Source organism: Bradyrhizobium sp. LB8.2 (genome assembly GCF_040548035.1).
Classification (GTDB): Bacteria; Pseudomonadota; Alphaproteobacteria; order Rhizobiales; family Xanthobacteraceae; genus Bradyrhizobium.
Genome location: NZ_JBEPQV010000034.1, coordinates 72977 through 87752 on the forward strand (window position 1 = coordinate 72977; position 14776 = coordinate 87752).

Below are 14776 nucleotides of genomic sequence, written 5' to 3' on the forward strand. Positions count from 1 at the left end.
GGATGGCCCGGGAAGAGTCTAGCTGATTCGCAAGCGTCACCGGCCGGTCAGCCGGCCCGGCAACATCCGGGATTTCCGGTTATCAGCGCAGGAACTGGCTCAGGAACAGCTTCGTGCGGGCTGCCTACGCAACGTCGCCGCCTTCGGAGGCGGCGGCACAATAGTCGCGCCAGAACTGGCGATAGCCCGCTTCGACCTCACGCGTGTAGACTCCGACATTGCCGGCGGGCGAAGCTGCGATCTGGGCCGGCAACTCGGCACGCAGCTTCGCCAGATGAGAGGGCTGCGCCGCGTATCTGCAGGCGATCTTGGCGTAGCCCTCGTCATCCTCGGCGACCCAGTCACCGAGACCGACGGCAGCCACGATGGAGGCGCCGGCGCGCGAGGAGGCCCCGTTGCCGAGCTTGGCTACGACTGGAACGCCCTTGTAGAGCGATTCCCAGGTGCTGATGCCGCCATTCTGCGGGAACGTATCGAGGGAAATATCGACCTTGGCAAAGGCCAGCAGATGGTCGTTGCGCGAGGTCGAGCCCATGCAGGTAATATTCTCTTCGGCAATGCCCAGCGCCACGAAACGCGCGATCAGGCTATCGCGCAGCAAGGGATCGTCGAGCAGACCGTGCTTGAGGATGATCTTGGATCCCGGCACCTCTCGCATCACGCGCGACCAGACACGGATCGCAGCATCCGATATCTTGTAGATGCGGTTAAACACACCGAAGGTAACGTAGCCGTTGCGAAGCATCGGAAGCTCGGAGGGCTGCAGATCCGAGACCGGCTCAATCGTGATCAGGCACGGCAGATCGTGGATTTTCTCGGCAAACAAATGCCGAACCGAGGGCGGAATGAAAATGGGATCCGCGAGCACATAGTCCATGGTCTGAAGGCCCGTGCCTGTCGCGTGTCCGAAGCCCGTGACCTGGATGGGGGCAGGCTTCCGCGCGAAAACAGGGAGCCTGTTACCGGTCGTGTGCCCCGAAACGTCGATCAGGATATCGACATTGTCCGCCTGAATACGATCGGCCAGTTCGTCGTCCGACAGCTGCCAGGCGTTGACCCAGACGTCCGCCAGTGACTTGAACTTGGCGGTGTACTCATCCTGTGTCGGCCAGCAGTAATAGCAGATGATTTCAAATCGGGCGTGATCATGATGATTCAACACCGGCAGCAAGGTGAGCGCCGCCGAGTGTTGCTGGAATTCAGAGGCAACATAGCCGACCACAATCCGCTTTTCGGGATCGAGCGGCCGCTTCGGCAGTTCCCGTCGCGGCAGCTTGGCGCCGATCAAGTCCCACCAATCTCTTCGCACCGCCTGCTGGACCACGAAATCGGCCTCTGCGCGGTAGTCCTGCAAGAAGATCTTGCCCCTGATCGCTTCGGAATAGTCCGGTCTGATCGCCAGCGCAGCATCGAGATATTCGATCGCGGTGTCGATCTCTCCCTGGTGTGAATAAGCGAATCCCATCAGGGCCACTCCGATCTCGGAGCGCGGATTTTGCTCGATCAAGCTCGTGGCGGCCGCAATGGCCTGCGCGGTCTTTCCCTGCAGGAGGCAGGTCTGTGCCTTGCCCCGGAGGGCCAGTTCGAGCTTGGGCGAAATCGCAAGCGCCGCATCGAAATCCGCGAGCGCCTGGTCCAGGCGCGACAGTTCGAAATGGAGCCGCCCGCGCTGGGCCAGGATTCTCGGCGAACCGGGCTTGATCGCGAGCGCCAGGGCAAACTTGGCCGCCGCCTCGTCGTGGTGCCGAAGCTCCATGCTGACCATGCCCTTGCCGACGATTGCCTCCGCGTGATGCGGCTGAAACAGCAGGGCGCGATCGAAACTGTCCTTGGCGCGCGCGAACTGTCCAATCATCATCTCGACCATGCCGCGATTGCAGAACGCGTCGGCACAGTCCGGTTTGGCTTTGATTGCGCGCTCGTGCAGATCGATTGCCTGTCCGAACAGCCCCAAATGCATCAGCGTGTTGCCGAGATTGGTCAGCGCGACCGCGAAATTCGGTTTCAGCGCGATGGCCCTCTCCTGGCACCGCCGCGCCTCCTCGTAGTTGCCGAGGTCGAAATGCACGGTCGCGAGGTTATTATGGGCATCGTGCAAACGGGGATCGATGGCAATCACGCGCTCAAGCAGCTCTTGCGCCTCCTCCAGGCGCCGGCCGTCATGCGCGCACATGCCGAGCAGGTGCGTAGCATCGACATGATCCGGAAGCGCTTTGAGGATCTCACTGCAGAGCGCCTCGGTCTCCGCATATCGGCCCTGGCCATAGGCGGCCGCAGCGGCGGAGAGGACGGCGTCCGCCTGCTTCATCAATTTCTTCTGCAATCGCGCGTTCTGGAATGCGCGCGCGCCGCCGCCGCTGCTCTGCAAGGTGTCTCTCCGGAGGATGGCCCGGGAAGAGTCTAACTGATTCGCAAGCCCGGCCGGCCGGTCGGCTGGCGCGGTGATACCCCCGGGATTTCCCGGGGCTCAGCGCAGTATCTGGTTCAGCAACCACAATAGTGGCGCCAGAACTGGCGGTAAGCCGCTTCGACCTCGCGCGTGTAGAGTCCGACATTGCCGGCGCGCGACGCCGCGATCCGAGCCGGCAACTCGGCGCGCAACTTCGTCAGATGAGCGGGCTGCGCCGCATATTTGCATGCGATCCCCGCATAGCCATCGTCGTCCTCGGCGACCCAGCCGTCGAGACCGACGGCAGCCACGATCGACCCGCTGGCACGCGACGAGGCCCCGTTGCCGAGCTTGGCGACGACCGGAACGCCCCCATAGAGCGATTCCCAGGTGCTGACGCCGCCGTTTTGCGGGAACGTATCGAGCGAAATGTCGACCTTCGCATAGGCCAGCAGATGCTCATGGCGCGAGGTCGAGCCCAGGCAGACGATGTTCTCCACGGCAACGCCCCGCGCCACGAAACGCGCGACCAGTCTGCCGCGCAGCAAGGGATCGTCAAGCAGGGTATGCTTGATGATGATCTTCGAACCCGTCACCTCGCGCATCACTGTCGACCACACGCTGATGGCCTCGTCCGAGATCTTGTAGATGCGGTTGAACACGCCGAAGGTTACATAGCCGTTGCGGAGCATTGGAGGCTCCGAAGGCGGCACATCCAGGATGGGATCGATCGTGATCAGGCACGGCAGATCATGAACTTTTTCGGCCAGCAGATGACGCGCCGATTGCGGAATGAAGATGGGATCCGCGAGCACATGGTCCATGGTCTGAAGGCCGGTACCGGCGGCGTGTCCGAATCCCGTGACCTGGATGGGGGCCGGCTTGCGGGCGAAGACATGGAGCCTGTTGCCGGTCGAATGCCCGGACACGTCGATCAGAATATCGATCCCGTCGGCCTGGATGCGATCGGCCAGTTCGTCGTCCGAAAACTGCCAGGCGTCGACCCATACGTCCGCCGTCGATCTGAATTTGTCGGTCATCTCGTCTCGTAACGGCGAGCACGAGTAGCAAACGATCTCGAACCTGGCGCGATCATGATGGCGCAGCACCGGTAGCAGAGCGAACGCTGCCGAGTGGTTCCTGAATTCGGACGCGACATATCCGATCGAGATCCGCTTGTCCGGATCGAGCTTACGAGGCGACAACGCCCGTTGCGGCAGTTTGGCGCCGATAGCGTCCCACCAATGTTTTCGCGCGGCCTGCTGGACCGCAAAATCGGCGCCTGGGAGATAGTCCAGAAGGAAGATCTTGCGCCCGATCAAGTCCGCATAGTCCGGCGCGATTGCCAGCCCAGCGTCGAGATGCTCGAGCGCCGTCGCGATCTCTCCCTGGCTCGCATAGCAGGAAGCCAGAAGCGCAATTCCGATGTCGGACCGCGGATTTCCCTCGAGCAATGTCTGGACGGCCGCCATCGCCTCCGCCGTGTTGCCCTTGAGAATGTTGACTTGCGCTTTTCCCTGCAAGGCCACTTCGAGCCTTGGCGAAAGCGCCAGCGCCGCGTCGAAGTCCGCGAGCGCCTGCTCCAGCCGCGACAGATCGAGATTGAGCCGACCGCGCTGCGCGAGAATCCTCGGTGAATCCGGCTTGATCGCGAGCCCTGCTGCGATGGCGGCGGCCGCATCTTCGTAATGCCGGAGCTCGATGCACACCATGCCCTTGCCCGCGATCGCCTCCGCATGACGCGGCTGAAACACCAGAGCGCGATCGAAACTCTCCTTGGCGCGCTCGAACTGGCCCTTGATCAGCTCCGCCATGCCGCGATTGCAGAATGCATCGGCATAGTCCGGCTTCAGCCTGATAGCGCGTTCGTGCAGTTCGATCGCCTGCTCGCTGAGGCCGATGTGCAGCAGCGTATTGCCGAGATTGGTCAGAACGATCGGAGAATTCGGCTTCAGCGCAATGGCCTTCTCCTGGCATGCGCGGGCGTCCTGAAATTTTTGGAGATTGAAATACACGGCCCCGAGATTGCCATGGGCATCGGGCGAACGCGGATCGAGCGCAATCGCGCGCTCGAGCAGCTGTTGCGCCTCGTCGAGCCGCCCGCCATCATACGCGCGCAGGCCGAGCAGGTGTGCGGCGTCGAAATGATCCGGAACCTCCGTCAGAATCTGACGGCAGAGCGTCTCAACCTCCGCATATCTGCCCTGTCCGAGCGCCTGAACCGCGACGGACATGACCGCGTCCGCCTGCTTCTTCAACTTCTTCTGCAATCGCGCGTTCTGGAATGCGCGCGCGCCGGCGCTGCTCTGCAAAGTCTCTCTCCGGAGGATGGCCCGAAAAGAGGCTAGCCGATTCGCATGGTGCCAGGCTGGCGGGGCAGTTAGACCGGCGAGGCCACCGGATCGCAGGTGCTCAGCGCAGGATCTGGCTCAGGAACAGTTTTGTGCGGGCGTGCTGCGGGGCCGCGAAGAACTCGTTGGGCGTGTTGGCCTCGATGATCTGGCCGGCGTCCATGAACACCACGCGGTTGGCGACTTCGCGGGCAAAGCCCATCTCGTGCGTGACGACCAGCATGGTCATGCCCTCCTCGGCGAGGTCGACCATGGTATCGAGCACTTCCTTGACCATTTCGGGGTCCAGCGCCGAGGTCGGCTCGTCGAACAGCATCACCTTCGGGTTCATCGTCAGCGCGCGGGCGATCGCGACGCGTTGCTGCTGACCGCCGGACATCTGCCCCGGAAACTTGTTGGCCTGGTGCGGGATCTTGACCCGCTCCAGAAACTTCATCGCCGCCTCCTCGGCGTCCTTCTTGGGGATGTTGCGCACCCAGATCGGCGCCAGCGTGCAATTGTCCAGCACGGTCAGGTGCGGGAACAGGTTGAAGCTTTGGAACACCATGCCGACTTCGCGCCGCACGGCGTCGACGTGCTTGAGGTTCGGCCCGAGCTCGATACCGTCAACGACGATCTCGCCCTCCTGGAATTCCTCCAGCGCGTTGATACAGCGGATCAGCGTCGACTTACCCGAGCCTGACGGGCCGCAGATCACGATGCGCTCGCCCTTGCGGACCTCGAGGTCGATGTCGCGCAGTACGTGAAACTCGCCGTACCATTTGTTCAGGCCGGAAATCTTGACGATGGAGTCGGACATTGGTGAGCTCGATCAGTTGCGGCGGTGAGCGTTGAGGCGGTGTTCGACGAAGAGCGAGTAGCGCGACATCCCAAAGCAGAAGATGAAGTAGATGATCCCGGCGAAGGCAAAGCCGGTGAACGCGGTCGACGGCGACGACCATTTCGGGTCCGAGAACGACGCCCGCAGCGAGCCCAGGAGATCGAACAGCGCCACGATCGAGACCAGCGAAGTGTCCTTGAACAGCGAAATGAAGCTGTTGACGAGGTTCGGAATGACGTGGCGCAGCGCCTGCGGCAGCACGATCAGCGAGCTCGTCTTCCACCAGGACAGCCCCAGCGCCGCAGCCGCCTCGCCCTGCCCGCGCGGGATCGCGGCCAGCCCGCCGCGGACGTTCTCGGCCTGATAGGCGCCTGTGAACAGCGCGATGCCGATCAGCGCGCGGACGAGACCGTCGACCGTGAAATTACCGGGCAGGAACAGCGGCAGCATGTAGGTGGCGAAGAACAGCACGGTGATCAGCGGCACGCCGCGCCAGAACTCGATGAAGGCGATCGAGAATATCCGGATCAGCGGAATGGTCGAGCGTCGCCCAAGCGCCAGCGCAATGCCGATCGGCAGCGAGGTGACGATGCCGGTGACGGAGACCACCAGCGTCACCAGAAGCCCGCCCCACAAATTCGTCGTGACGATCGGCAGTCCGCCGTGATCGAGCCCCATCAGCTCGATGACGATCGCGATGGCGACGAAGGTCGCGATGCTGGATGTCAGGGCCCGCACGCCGGTGCGAACGCCGCCGCCGAGAACGAAGGCGATCAGCGAGACGATCGCGGCCGTGATGGCGAAATCGACCCAGACCGACTGGCCTGTCCCCTGGAGCTGGTCGCGCAGCCAGGTCAGCGGAAAGATCAGCCAGTAGATCGCAGTACCAACAAGCACGATGAAATTGCCGACGACCCACAACAGCGGCGCGGCAGCGGACGTCTTGCCGAGACCGAGCAGAGCCTGCCCGGCGCCGATGATGCTGTCGTCGAACAATTGCAGCAGGTCGGCTGTCGAACTCAGGCCAAATCCCTTGATGCCGCCGCCGTGCAGCAGAAAGAATGCAACCACTGGAAACGCGAAGAAGAACAGGCCGGCGTTCAGGCCTTTCGACGGCAGCCGCGGAATGAGCAACGGCAACAACAGGACCACCGCCAGGACGAGCGTGAGGTTGACCCGCCAGCGTTCGGCCTCGGGGTAGAAGCCGTAGATCAGTTGCGGCAGCTTGGCCTGGATATAGGGCCAGCAGGCGCCGACCGCAAAGCCGGCGTTCTCTGCGAGGCAGGCCGTGCGATCCTTGCCGGTCCAGACTGCATCGACCACCAGGAACCTGACGGAAGGAATGATGGTGAACCAGAGCAGCAAGGCGCCGACGATCGTAAGCAGGACGTTGGTCGGCGAGTTGAACAGGCGCGTCCGCACGAGGCCGATGAAGCCCGTGGTCTTCACCGGCGCGGGGCGCTCATCGAGAAGGTCCTGGCGGACGAAGCTGGGCGAGGCGATATCGCTCATGCGCCGAGACTCCGGCTGACGCGCCAACCGTAGACGCTCATGATGGCGCTGGTGATCAGCGAGATCAGGAGATAGACGCCCATCGTCATGGCGATGATCTCGATGGCCTGCCCGGTCTGGCTCAGCGACGTGCCGGCGAACACGGAGACGAGGTCAGGATAGCCGATCGCGACGGCCAGCGACGAATTCTTGGTGAGATTGAGGTACTGGTTGGTCAGCGGCGGAACGATGACGCGCATCGCCTGCGGCACGACGACCAGGCGAAGCGTGGTGCCGCGGCTCAGGCCCAGCGACGATCCCGCTTCCATCTGTCCGCTGTGGACGGAGAGGATGCCCGCGCGCACGATCTCGGCGATGAAGGCGGCGGTATAGGTCGACAAGGCCAATGTCAGCGCCACGAACTCGGGGATGATCCGCGAGCCGCCCGCGAAATTGAAGCCCTTGAGCTGCGGCAACTCGAAGGTGAAGGGCAGACCTGATATCAGCATGGTGACGAGCGGCAGCCCGAACAGCAGGCCCAGCACATAAGGCCAGATCCGGATCATCTGTCCCCGCTGAAACAGCGCCCGGCGCGCATAGACGCGCAACGCCAGCGAAGCCACGATGCCGAATACCAGCACCGCCAGGAACGCCTCGAAGCCGCTCTCGCCGATCGGGCGGGGAATGACGAGGCCGCGATTGCTGACGAAGGCGATGCCGAACAGCGAAATGCTCTGCCGCGGATTGGGCAAGGCCGCGAGCACCGCCAGGTACCAGAACAGGATCTGGAATAGCAGCGGCAGGTTGCGGATCACCTCGACATAGATCTCGCCGACGCGCGCCACGAGCCAGTTGGGCGACAGCCGGCACAGCGCGACGATGAAGCCGATCAGGGTAGCAAAGACGATGCCCACCACCGAGACCACGAGCGTGTTGAGAAGCCCGACCACGAACACGCGCAGGAACGTGTCCGAGCCGGTATACGAGATCAGTGTCTGATTGACATCGAAACCGGCATTGTTCCCGAGGAAGCCGAAGCCAGCGGCAATGTGCTGGTTCTCGAGGTTGGCGCGGGCGTTGGAGACGATTTCATAGGCAATCCAGCCCAGGACCGCGGCGAAGGCAAACTGGACGGCGATGCCGTTCCAGCCTGTCTTGCCGCCCAGCACGCGCCTGATCTTCAGCGCGATCTGGGGCGGCGGTTTGCGAGCCTCGGTGCTCATCGCCGCTGCCAGTGGGTCAAGCGGGATCAGCGGATCGGCGGCGCGTACTGGAGACCGCCCTTGTTCCAGAGATTGTTGAGACCCCGATTGATGGCGAGCGGCGAGCCCGCGCCGACGTTGCGGTCGAACACTTCGCCGTAATTGCCGACGGCTTTCACGATGCGCACCACCCAGTCCTTGGTCAGGCCGAGCTGCTCACCGAAATTGCCGTCGGTGCCGAGGACGCGCTTCATCTCCGGATTTTCCAGCTTCGCCTTCTCGTCGACGTTCTTCGCGGTCACGCCGAGCTCTTCGGCGGTGATCATGGCAAACAGCGTCCATTTCACGATGTCGAACCATTGGTCGTCGCCGTGGCGCACCATCGGTCCGAGCGGCTCCTTCGAGATGATTTCCGGAAGCACCATGTGATCGCCGGGATTGGCAAGCTTCAGGCGGTTGGCGTACAGGCCCGACTGGTCGGTGGTGAAGACGTCGCAGCGTCCGGCCTCATAGGCCTTGACCGTTTCGTCGTTGGTGCCGAATGCGATCACCTCGTACTTCATGTTGTTGGCCTTGAAGTAGTCGGCGAGATTCTGCTCGGTGGTGGTGCCGGTCTGGACGCAGACCGAGGCGCTGTTGAGCTCGAGCGCAGAATTCACCTTGAGCGACTTCTTCACCATGAAGCCCTGCCCGTCATAATAGGTCACGCCGGTGAAGTTGGCGCCGAGCGAGGTGTCGCGCGAGATGGTCCAAGTGGTGTTGCGCGACAGCACGTCGACTTCGCCGGATTGCAGCGCCGTGAAGCGGTCCTTGGCGGAGAGCGGCACGTACTTGACCTTGGTCGGATCGTTGAAGATCGCCCCGGCGATCGCGCGGCAGACGTCGACGTCAAGCCCGGTCCAGTTGCCCTTGTCGTCGGGCGAGGAGAAGCCGGGCAGACCCTGGCTGACGCCGCAGGACAGCATGCCCCGGTCCTTGATGGTCTTGAGCGTTTGCGCATCGGCGGCTCGGGCAGTCAGGCCGGCGGCGAGAGCAAGAGTGAGAGCCAAGGTTACGCGTTTCATGGGCTTTAGGCCTTTCAAAGTCGTCTCAAGGTCTGGAACGTTGTCTTTGGGATCGTCTCTGCCAGGGCTAGCCGTATCAAGACCAGCCTTGCAAGAGTCATGCTGGAAAACCAAGAATCATGCTGGAAAACCTTGCCGATCACTCGCCGATCCCGGGAGGCCCATACCTTAATCCCCGCCGAAAGGCGCCCGCCGTTATGGCTGTGGCGCAAGGCCCGGTCAGGCGATGGATCGAAGCTCGCGGCAGGCCCCTCAACATGCAGCGACTGAATAGCACGTACGCATCTCAGAACGACTGGCGAGCCGGGTCAAGGGGTTGACCGGACTCTTCTGTGTTCTGTTATTAACGAGGGCGGCCCCCGGCCGTCCCGTCAGGCGCCGAGCGCCGAGCGGAAACGCGGTTTTGAAAGCAGACGCATGGATTCCTCGCACCCCTCCGAGCAACACGCCGAGACCCGGCTGGTCACCTCCGGCCGCGACACCAAGGCGCAGAAGGGGTTCGTCAACCCGCCGGTCTTCCACGGCTCGACCGTGCTCTATCCGACCGCCGAGGACCTGCACGCTCATCGCGGCGAGTTCCAGTACGGCCGGCACGGCACGCCGACCACCCGAGCGTTCCAGGAGACCCTGATGGCGCTGGAGGGGCCGCAATGCGCCGGGGTCGGCATCGTGCCGTCCGGGCTGTCGGCGATCTCCACCACCCTGCTCTCGGTGCTGAAGGCCGGCGACCACATTCTGGTCTGCGACAACGTCTATCGGCCCTCGCGCAATTTCTGCAACGGCATGCTCACCCGCTTCGGCATCGAAACCATCTACTTCGATCCGATGATCGGCGCCGGCATCGACAAGCTGTTCAAGCCCAACACAAGCGCGGTGCTGGTCGAGGCGCCCGGCTCGCAATCGTTCGAGATGCCGGACATCCGTGTCATCGCAGAGGTCGCACATGCCCGCGGCGCGCTCGTCATCGACGATAACACCTGGGCGACGCCGCTCTATCACCGCTCGCTCGAGCAGGGCGTCGACATCAGCATGCAGGCCGCCACCAAATATATCGGCGGCCATTCCGACATCATGTTCGGCACCATCTCGGCCAATGCCAAGGCCTGGCCGCAGATCGCCGAAGGCATCCGCCTGCTCGGTGTCTGCGCCGGCCCCGATGACGTCTTCCTGGCGCTGCGCGGCCTGCGCACGCTGTCGGTGCGCCTGGCGCAGCATCATCGCTCCGGGCTCGACATGGCGCGCTGGCTTGCGAGCCGTCCCGAGGTCGCCCGCGTGCTGCATCCGGCGTTAGAGACCGATCCGGGCCATGCGATCTGGAAGCGCGATTTCACCGGCGCGTCTGGCCTGTTCAGCATCGTCTTGAAGCCGGCGCCGCAGAAGGCGGTCGACACCATGCTCGATACGCTCAAGCTCTTCGGCATGGGCTTCTCCTGGGGCGGCTTCGAGAGCCTGGTGATTCCCTTCGATTGCGACACCTATCGCACTGCCACGAAATGGTCGCCGGGCGGCCCGACGCTGCGTCTGCACATCGGGCTCGAAAGCGTCGACGACCTCAAGGCCGATCTCGATCGCGGCTTCGCTGCCCTCAAGGCAGCAATGTGAGCCTGCTCACAAGGCATCGCGCCTCGGGACGCGGCAATCGCGCGCCGGCGGACGCGTCAACCCGCGCCGGGGGAACGTGCAGCCGACGCAAACGTTAACGCTGATGCGCCAACAAGGGGTTTGATCCGCTGGCGTTTGGCGTTAGCCTCACCGATCGACTCTAATCCGGACTCGGAGTATGGGAACGTTGGTTCTGCTCGATCTGATGGGCGGCGTTGCGCTGCTGCTGTGGGGCCTGCACATGGTCCACAGCGGGATTTTGCGCGCCTTCGGCCCCGACCTGCGGCGACTGCTGGGCAAGGCGCTCAGCAACCGCTTCAGCGCGTTTGCCGCCGGTCTCGGCCTCACCGCCCTGCTCCAGAGCAGCACGGCAACTGCGCTGATCACCAGCTCGTTTGCGGCCGAAGGCCTCGTGAGCGTCGCCGCCGCGCTCGCCATCATGCTGGGGGCCAATGTCGGCACGACGCTGATCGTGCAGGTGCTGTCGTTCAATATCGCGGCCGCCGCACCCGTCCTGTTCGTGTTCGGGCTCGTCGCCTTCCGCGCCGGCCCGCGGTCGAGGATCAAGGATATCGGCCGTGTCCTCATCGGCCTCGGACTGATGCTGCTGTCGCTGCACATCCTGCTCGACACGCTGGCGCCCGCGGAGAACGCGCCGGGTGTTCGTGCCATGATGTCGGCGATCACGGGCGATCCCGTGCTCTGCATCGTCATCGCCGCGCTCGTGACCTGGGCGGTACATTCGAGCGTCGCCAGCGTGCTGCTGATCATGTCGCTGGCGTATTCGCAGTTCATCACGCCCTATGCGGCGCTGGCCCTGGTGTTAGGGGCCAATCTTGGCAGCGCCATCAACCCCGTGTTCGAAGGCGCCAGGCGCGACGATGCCGCGAGCTACCGCCTGCCGGTCGGCAATCTCGTCAACCGCGTGATCGGGGTTGCACTGGTACTGCCGTTCCTCGGCACGATCGCCGAGCACATGCATGCCTGGCAGCCGGATCTCGCCAAGATGACGGCGGCCTTCCACATCGCCTTCAACGTCGGCACAGCCGTCATCTTCATCGGCCTGCTCGATACCATGTCGCGTCTCCTGACCCGGCTGCTGCCCGATCGCATCAAGGAAGACGATCCGGCCCGGCCGCGCTATCTCGACGAATCGGCACTGGAGACGCCGTCACTGGCGCTCGCCGACGCGGCGCGTGAGGCCTTGCGCATGGGCGATTTCGTCGAGGTGATGCTGCGCAAGGTGATGGCGGCGATGATGACCGGCGACCGCGCGCTGGTCGACCAGGTCTCTAAGTCGGACAATGTCGTCGACGGCCTCGACGAAGCCATCAAGCTCTACGTGACGAAATTGATGCGGGGCAGCCTCGACGAGAGCGAGGGCCGGCGGGCGATGGAGATCATCTCCTTCGCCATCAATCTGGAACATATCGGCGACATCATCGACAAGAGTCTGAGCGAACTCGCCACCAAGAAGATCAAGCGTCGCTTTCAGTTCTCGCCCGAGGGCGCCGAGGAGCTCGCCGCCTTCCACAAGCGCACGATGGACTCGCTGCGCATCGCCTTCGGCATCTTCATGTCGGGCGACGCCAACGAGGCGCGCAAGCTGCTGGTCGAGAAGACGGCGCTGCGCAACACCGAGCTTGCCGCAGTCGAGCGCCACCTCGACCGCCTGCGCGAGGGCCGCCCCGAGACCCTCGAGACCACGTCGCTGCATCTCGACGTGCTGCGCGATTTGCGCCGCATCCATTCGCACATCTGCTCGGTCGCCTATCCCGTGCTCGACGCGGCGGGCGAGCCTTATCGTAGGCACGAGGCAGATACCGCCGCGCTGCCCGCAGCAGGTGCGGCGTCGGCGCTTCCGCGCTAGTCGCCTCGGATCAGCGCTCCAGCGTCTGTGAGCCGCGGCCGCGGTTCTTGATGATCAGCATGATGTTGCGGATATAGATGATGGTCGCGAGCGCCTGGCCGAGGATGATGACCGGCTCGCGCTTGACGACGCCATAGACCAGCGTCATCAGCCCGCCGCCCATGGAGCAGAACCAGAACGCCATCGGCACCACGCTGTTGCCGGCGCGCTCGCTCGCGATCCATTGCACCAGAAAGCGCGCGGTGAAGAACAGCTGCGCGACGAGGCCGAACGCCAGCCAGAAATCGAACTTGGCGACGAAGACGTCGTAGAGATAATTGTTCAACGCCTGACCGTACTGGATGATCATGCTTGCACCTCAGACACATCCGGCGTCGGCTTCTTGCGGCGGATCAGCCACCACACGCCCACGAGATCCATGATGCCGATCCACAGCCGGTCGAAGAAACCGTAATTGGACACGCCGGAATGGCGCGGCCGGTCGATCACGTCGACATAGGCGATCTCAAAACCCTCGCGGCGCACCAGCGCCGGCAGGAAGCGATGCAGCCCGTCGAAATAGGGCATCATCAGGAACACCTCGCGCCGGAACGCCTTCAATCCGCAGCCGGTGTCGCGCGTACCGTCCTTCAGGATCGCGTTGCGAACGCCGTTGGCGACGCGCGACTGTAATTTCTTGAAGCCGGTATCCTTGCGGCCGACGCGTTGTCCCGCGGCCAGTCCGACCTTGCTACCCTTCTCGACCGCCGCGATCAGGTCGGGCAGGAAAGCCGGATTGTTCTGGCCGTCGCCGTCGAGCGTCGCCACGATGGCGCCGCGCGCGGCGCGCACGCCGCTGCGCACTGCCGCCGATTGACCGCCCGATTTGGCATGACGAAGCTGCCGCAGATTGTCCCGCCGCTGCATGATGGCAGCGAGCCGGTCGCCGGTCGCATCCGTCGATCCGTCGTTGACGTAGATGATCTCATAGGCCCAGCGGCCATCGAGCGCCGTGCCGATCTCCGCGATCAGCGGTGCGATATTGTCGGCTTCGTTGCGCACGGGGACGACGATGGAAACCGAAGGCTGGGACGACAAATCGAAGCTCGTGGTTGGAATGGGCTTGGCTCGGGAACCGGCGGTCCCGGCAGGCAGCCGCTTTTATGGGGCGGATGCCCCGTGGGCAACCCTTTTGAGGTGGCCCGAGACCGCCCCTGCAAGAGGCACAATGGTGCCGTCAGAACGAATGGCAAAGCCGAGCCTGCGGGCCGCGAACCAGTAGCGCACCGCCATGGCGCCGACCATGCCGACCAAGGCGCCGGCCACCACGTCACTCGGGTGATGCGCGAGCAGCACCAGCCGCGTCAGCAGGATCCCGATTGCGTAAGTGAACATGAACACGCGCAGGCGCGGCCACAGCGCCGAGACCGCAAACGCCAGCGCGAACGCCGTCACCGCATGACCCGACGGCAGGCTGGCATAGGCCCCCGTCCCCTCGAACGGGATGAAGTTGAACGGATTGGCCTTGCCGCCGACGAACGGACGTCCGCGACCGATGAGATATTTCAGGATCTCGGCGACGAATACGGACAGGGCAACAGAGAGAAACATGAACTGCAGCCGCGTGCCGAGGCCGAGCAGTAACGTGCGGCGGGTCCCGTGCCATCCCGCTGCAACCAGCGCCAGGACCAACAGCGCACCCCCGAGCACCGAGAGCACATACTCGTCCTTGCCGAAATCGGTGAGGATGCGGATCGGCCACAGGCCGGGCGCGCCACGCGCCGGCATCAGCTGGATCTCGGTCTGATCGAACGCGAGCATCAGCACGATGACCAGGGCTGCGCCGGCCGCGCTGAGCCATAGCGAATGCCGCGCCAGCTTTCGTGCGGCCTCGGCGCGGCGCGAATGCGAGGGCGTCCGCACCAGTTGCGCCAGGGCGCGCCCCGACACCGCGAGCAATTGCGCGGGATAGCTCGGGCGCGGCGCGACGTCGGTTGGCGCCGGCATC

Annotated in this window: 11 protein-coding genes; 2 read left to right on the top strand and 9 right to left on the bottom strand. The window is 63.8% G+C overall.

What is annotated here, in order from left to right; genetic code table 11:
• Positions 1–124: 124 nt before the first annotated feature.
• The 6 genes from ABIB06_RS31715 to ABIB06_RS31740 all read right to left on the bottom strand — a co-directional run bounded on the left by ABIB06_RS31715 (position 125) and on the right by ABIB06_RS31740 (position 9317).
• Positions 125–2368, bottom strand: a complete 2244-nt coding sequence (locus ABIB06_RS31715) for an O-linked N-acetylglucosamine transferase, SPINDLY family protein (protein WP_354050617.1) — start codon at positions 2366–2368, stop codon at positions 125–127.
• A 116-nt stretch (positions 2369–2484) separates the two neighbouring features.
• Positions 2485–4701, bottom strand: a complete 2217-nt coding sequence (locus tag ABIB06_RS31720; protein ID WP_354069811.1) for a tetratricopeptide repeat protein — start codon at positions 4699–4701, stop codon at positions 2485–2487.
• Positions 4702–4801: 100 nt separating this feature from the next.
• A complete protein-coding gene (locus ABIB06_RS31725) occupies positions 4802–5539 on the bottom strand; it encodes an amino acid ABC transporter ATP-binding protein (protein ID WP_249811694.1) in 738 nt (245 codons plus the stop codon).
• Between the two features lie 12 nt (positions 5540–5551).
• The gene (locus ABIB06_RS31730) at positions 5552–7072 is read right to left on the bottom strand and encodes an amino acid ABC transporter permease (protein ID WP_354050620.1); all 1521 of its coding nucleotides are present in this window, start codon (positions 7070–7072) and stop codon (positions 5552–5554) included.
• Positions 7069–8274 carry an amino acid ABC transporter permease gene (locus ABIB06_RS31735; protein WP_354050621.1) on the bottom strand — a complete coding sequence of 402 codons (1206 nt, stop codon included), beginning with the start codon at positions 8272–8274 and terminating at the stop codon, positions 7069–7071. The genes ABIB06_RS31730 and ABIB06_RS31735 overlap by 4 nt, the downstream gene beginning before the upstream one ends.
• A gap of 26 nt (positions 8275–8300) precedes the next feature.
• Positions 8301–9317, bottom strand: a complete 1017-nt coding sequence (locus ABIB06_RS31740) for an amino acid ABC transporter substrate-binding protein (protein WP_354050623.1) — start codon at positions 9315–9317, stop codon at positions 8301–8303.
• A 417-nt stretch (positions 9318–9734) separates the two neighbouring features.
• Between ABIB06_RS31740 and metC the strand changes: the two genes are divergently transcribed.
• Together metC and ABIB06_RS31750 are read left to right on the top strand one after the other, a co-directional pair.
• Positions 9735–10919 carry a cystathionine beta-lyase gene (metC, locus tag ABIB06_RS31745; RefSeq protein WP_354050624.1) on the top strand — a complete coding sequence of 395 codons (1185 nt, stop codon included), beginning with the start codon at positions 9735–9737 and terminating at the stop codon, positions 10917–10919.
• A gap of 178 nt (positions 10920–11097) precedes the next feature.
• Positions 11098–12789 (top strand): Na/Pi cotransporter family protein, encoded by a 1692-nt coding sequence (locus ABIB06_RS31750; RefSeq protein ID WP_354050625.1) that lies wholly within the window; start codon positions 11098–11100, stop codon positions 12787–12789.
• A 10-nt stretch (positions 12790–12799) separates the two neighbouring features.
• Here ABIB06_RS31750 and ABIB06_RS31755 read toward each other — a convergent pair whose 3' ends face one another.
• The 3 genes from ABIB06_RS31755 to ABIB06_RS31765 form a co-directional block, all read right to left on the bottom strand.
• The gene (locus ABIB06_RS31755; RefSeq protein WP_247353463.1) at positions 12800–13138 is read right to left on the bottom strand and encodes a lipid-A-disaccharide synthase N-terminal domain-containing protein; all 339 of its coding nucleotides are present in this window, start codon (positions 13136–13138) and stop codon (positions 12800–12802) included.
• Entirely contained in the window at positions 13135–13866 is a 732-nt protein-coding gene (locus ABIB06_RS31760; RefSeq protein ID WP_354050626.1) for a glycosyltransferase family 2 protein, read from the bottom strand. Before ABIB06_RS31760 ends, ABIB06_RS31755 begins: the two co-directional genes overlap by 4 nt.
• 63 nt (positions 13867–13929) lie before the next feature.
• Complete coding sequence (locus tag ABIB06_RS31765; RefSeq protein WP_354050627.1) at positions 13930–14775, bottom strand: phosphatase PAP2 family protein; 846 nt, start codon at positions 14773–14775, stop codon at positions 13930–13932.
• Position 14776 lies beyond the last annotated feature (1 nt).

What these genes read in the sequence shown, in the direction of transcription:
- ABIB06_RS31725 (WP_249811694.1), bottom strand. Translation starts at nt 5,539, where the DNA reads ATGTCCGACTCCATCGTCAAGATTTCCGGCCTGAACAAATGGTACGGC.
- ABIB06_RS31730 (WP_354050620.1), bottom strand. Translation starts at nt 7,072, where the DNA reads ATGAGCGATATCGCCTCGCCCAGCTTCGTCCGCCAGGACCTTCTCGAT.
- ABIB06_RS31735 (WP_354050621.1), bottom strand. Translation starts at nt 8,274, where the DNA reads ATGAGCACCGAGGCTCGCAAACCGCCGCCCCAGATCGCGCTGAAGATC.
- ABIB06_RS31740 (WP_354050623.1), bottom strand. Translation starts at nt 9,317, where the DNA reads ATGAAACGCGTAACCTTGGCTCTCACTCTTGCTCTCGCCGCCGGCCTG.
- metC (WP_354050624.1), top strand. Translation starts at nt 9,735, where the DNA reads ATGGATTCCTCGCACCCCTCCGAGCAACACGCCGAGACCCGGCTGGTC.
- ABIB06_RS31750 (WP_354050625.1), top strand. Translation starts at nt 11,098, where the DNA reads ATGGGAACGTTGGTTCTGCTCGATCTGATGGGCGGCGTTGCGCTGCTG.
- ABIB06_RS31755 (WP_247353463.1), bottom strand. Translation starts at nt 13,138, where the DNA reads ATGATCATCCAGTACGGTCAGGCGTTGAACAATTATCTCTACGACGTC.
- ABIB06_RS31765 (WP_354050627.1), bottom strand. Translation starts at nt 14,775, where the DNA reads ATGCCGGCGCCAACCGACGTCGCGCCGCGCCCGAGCTATCCCGCGCAA.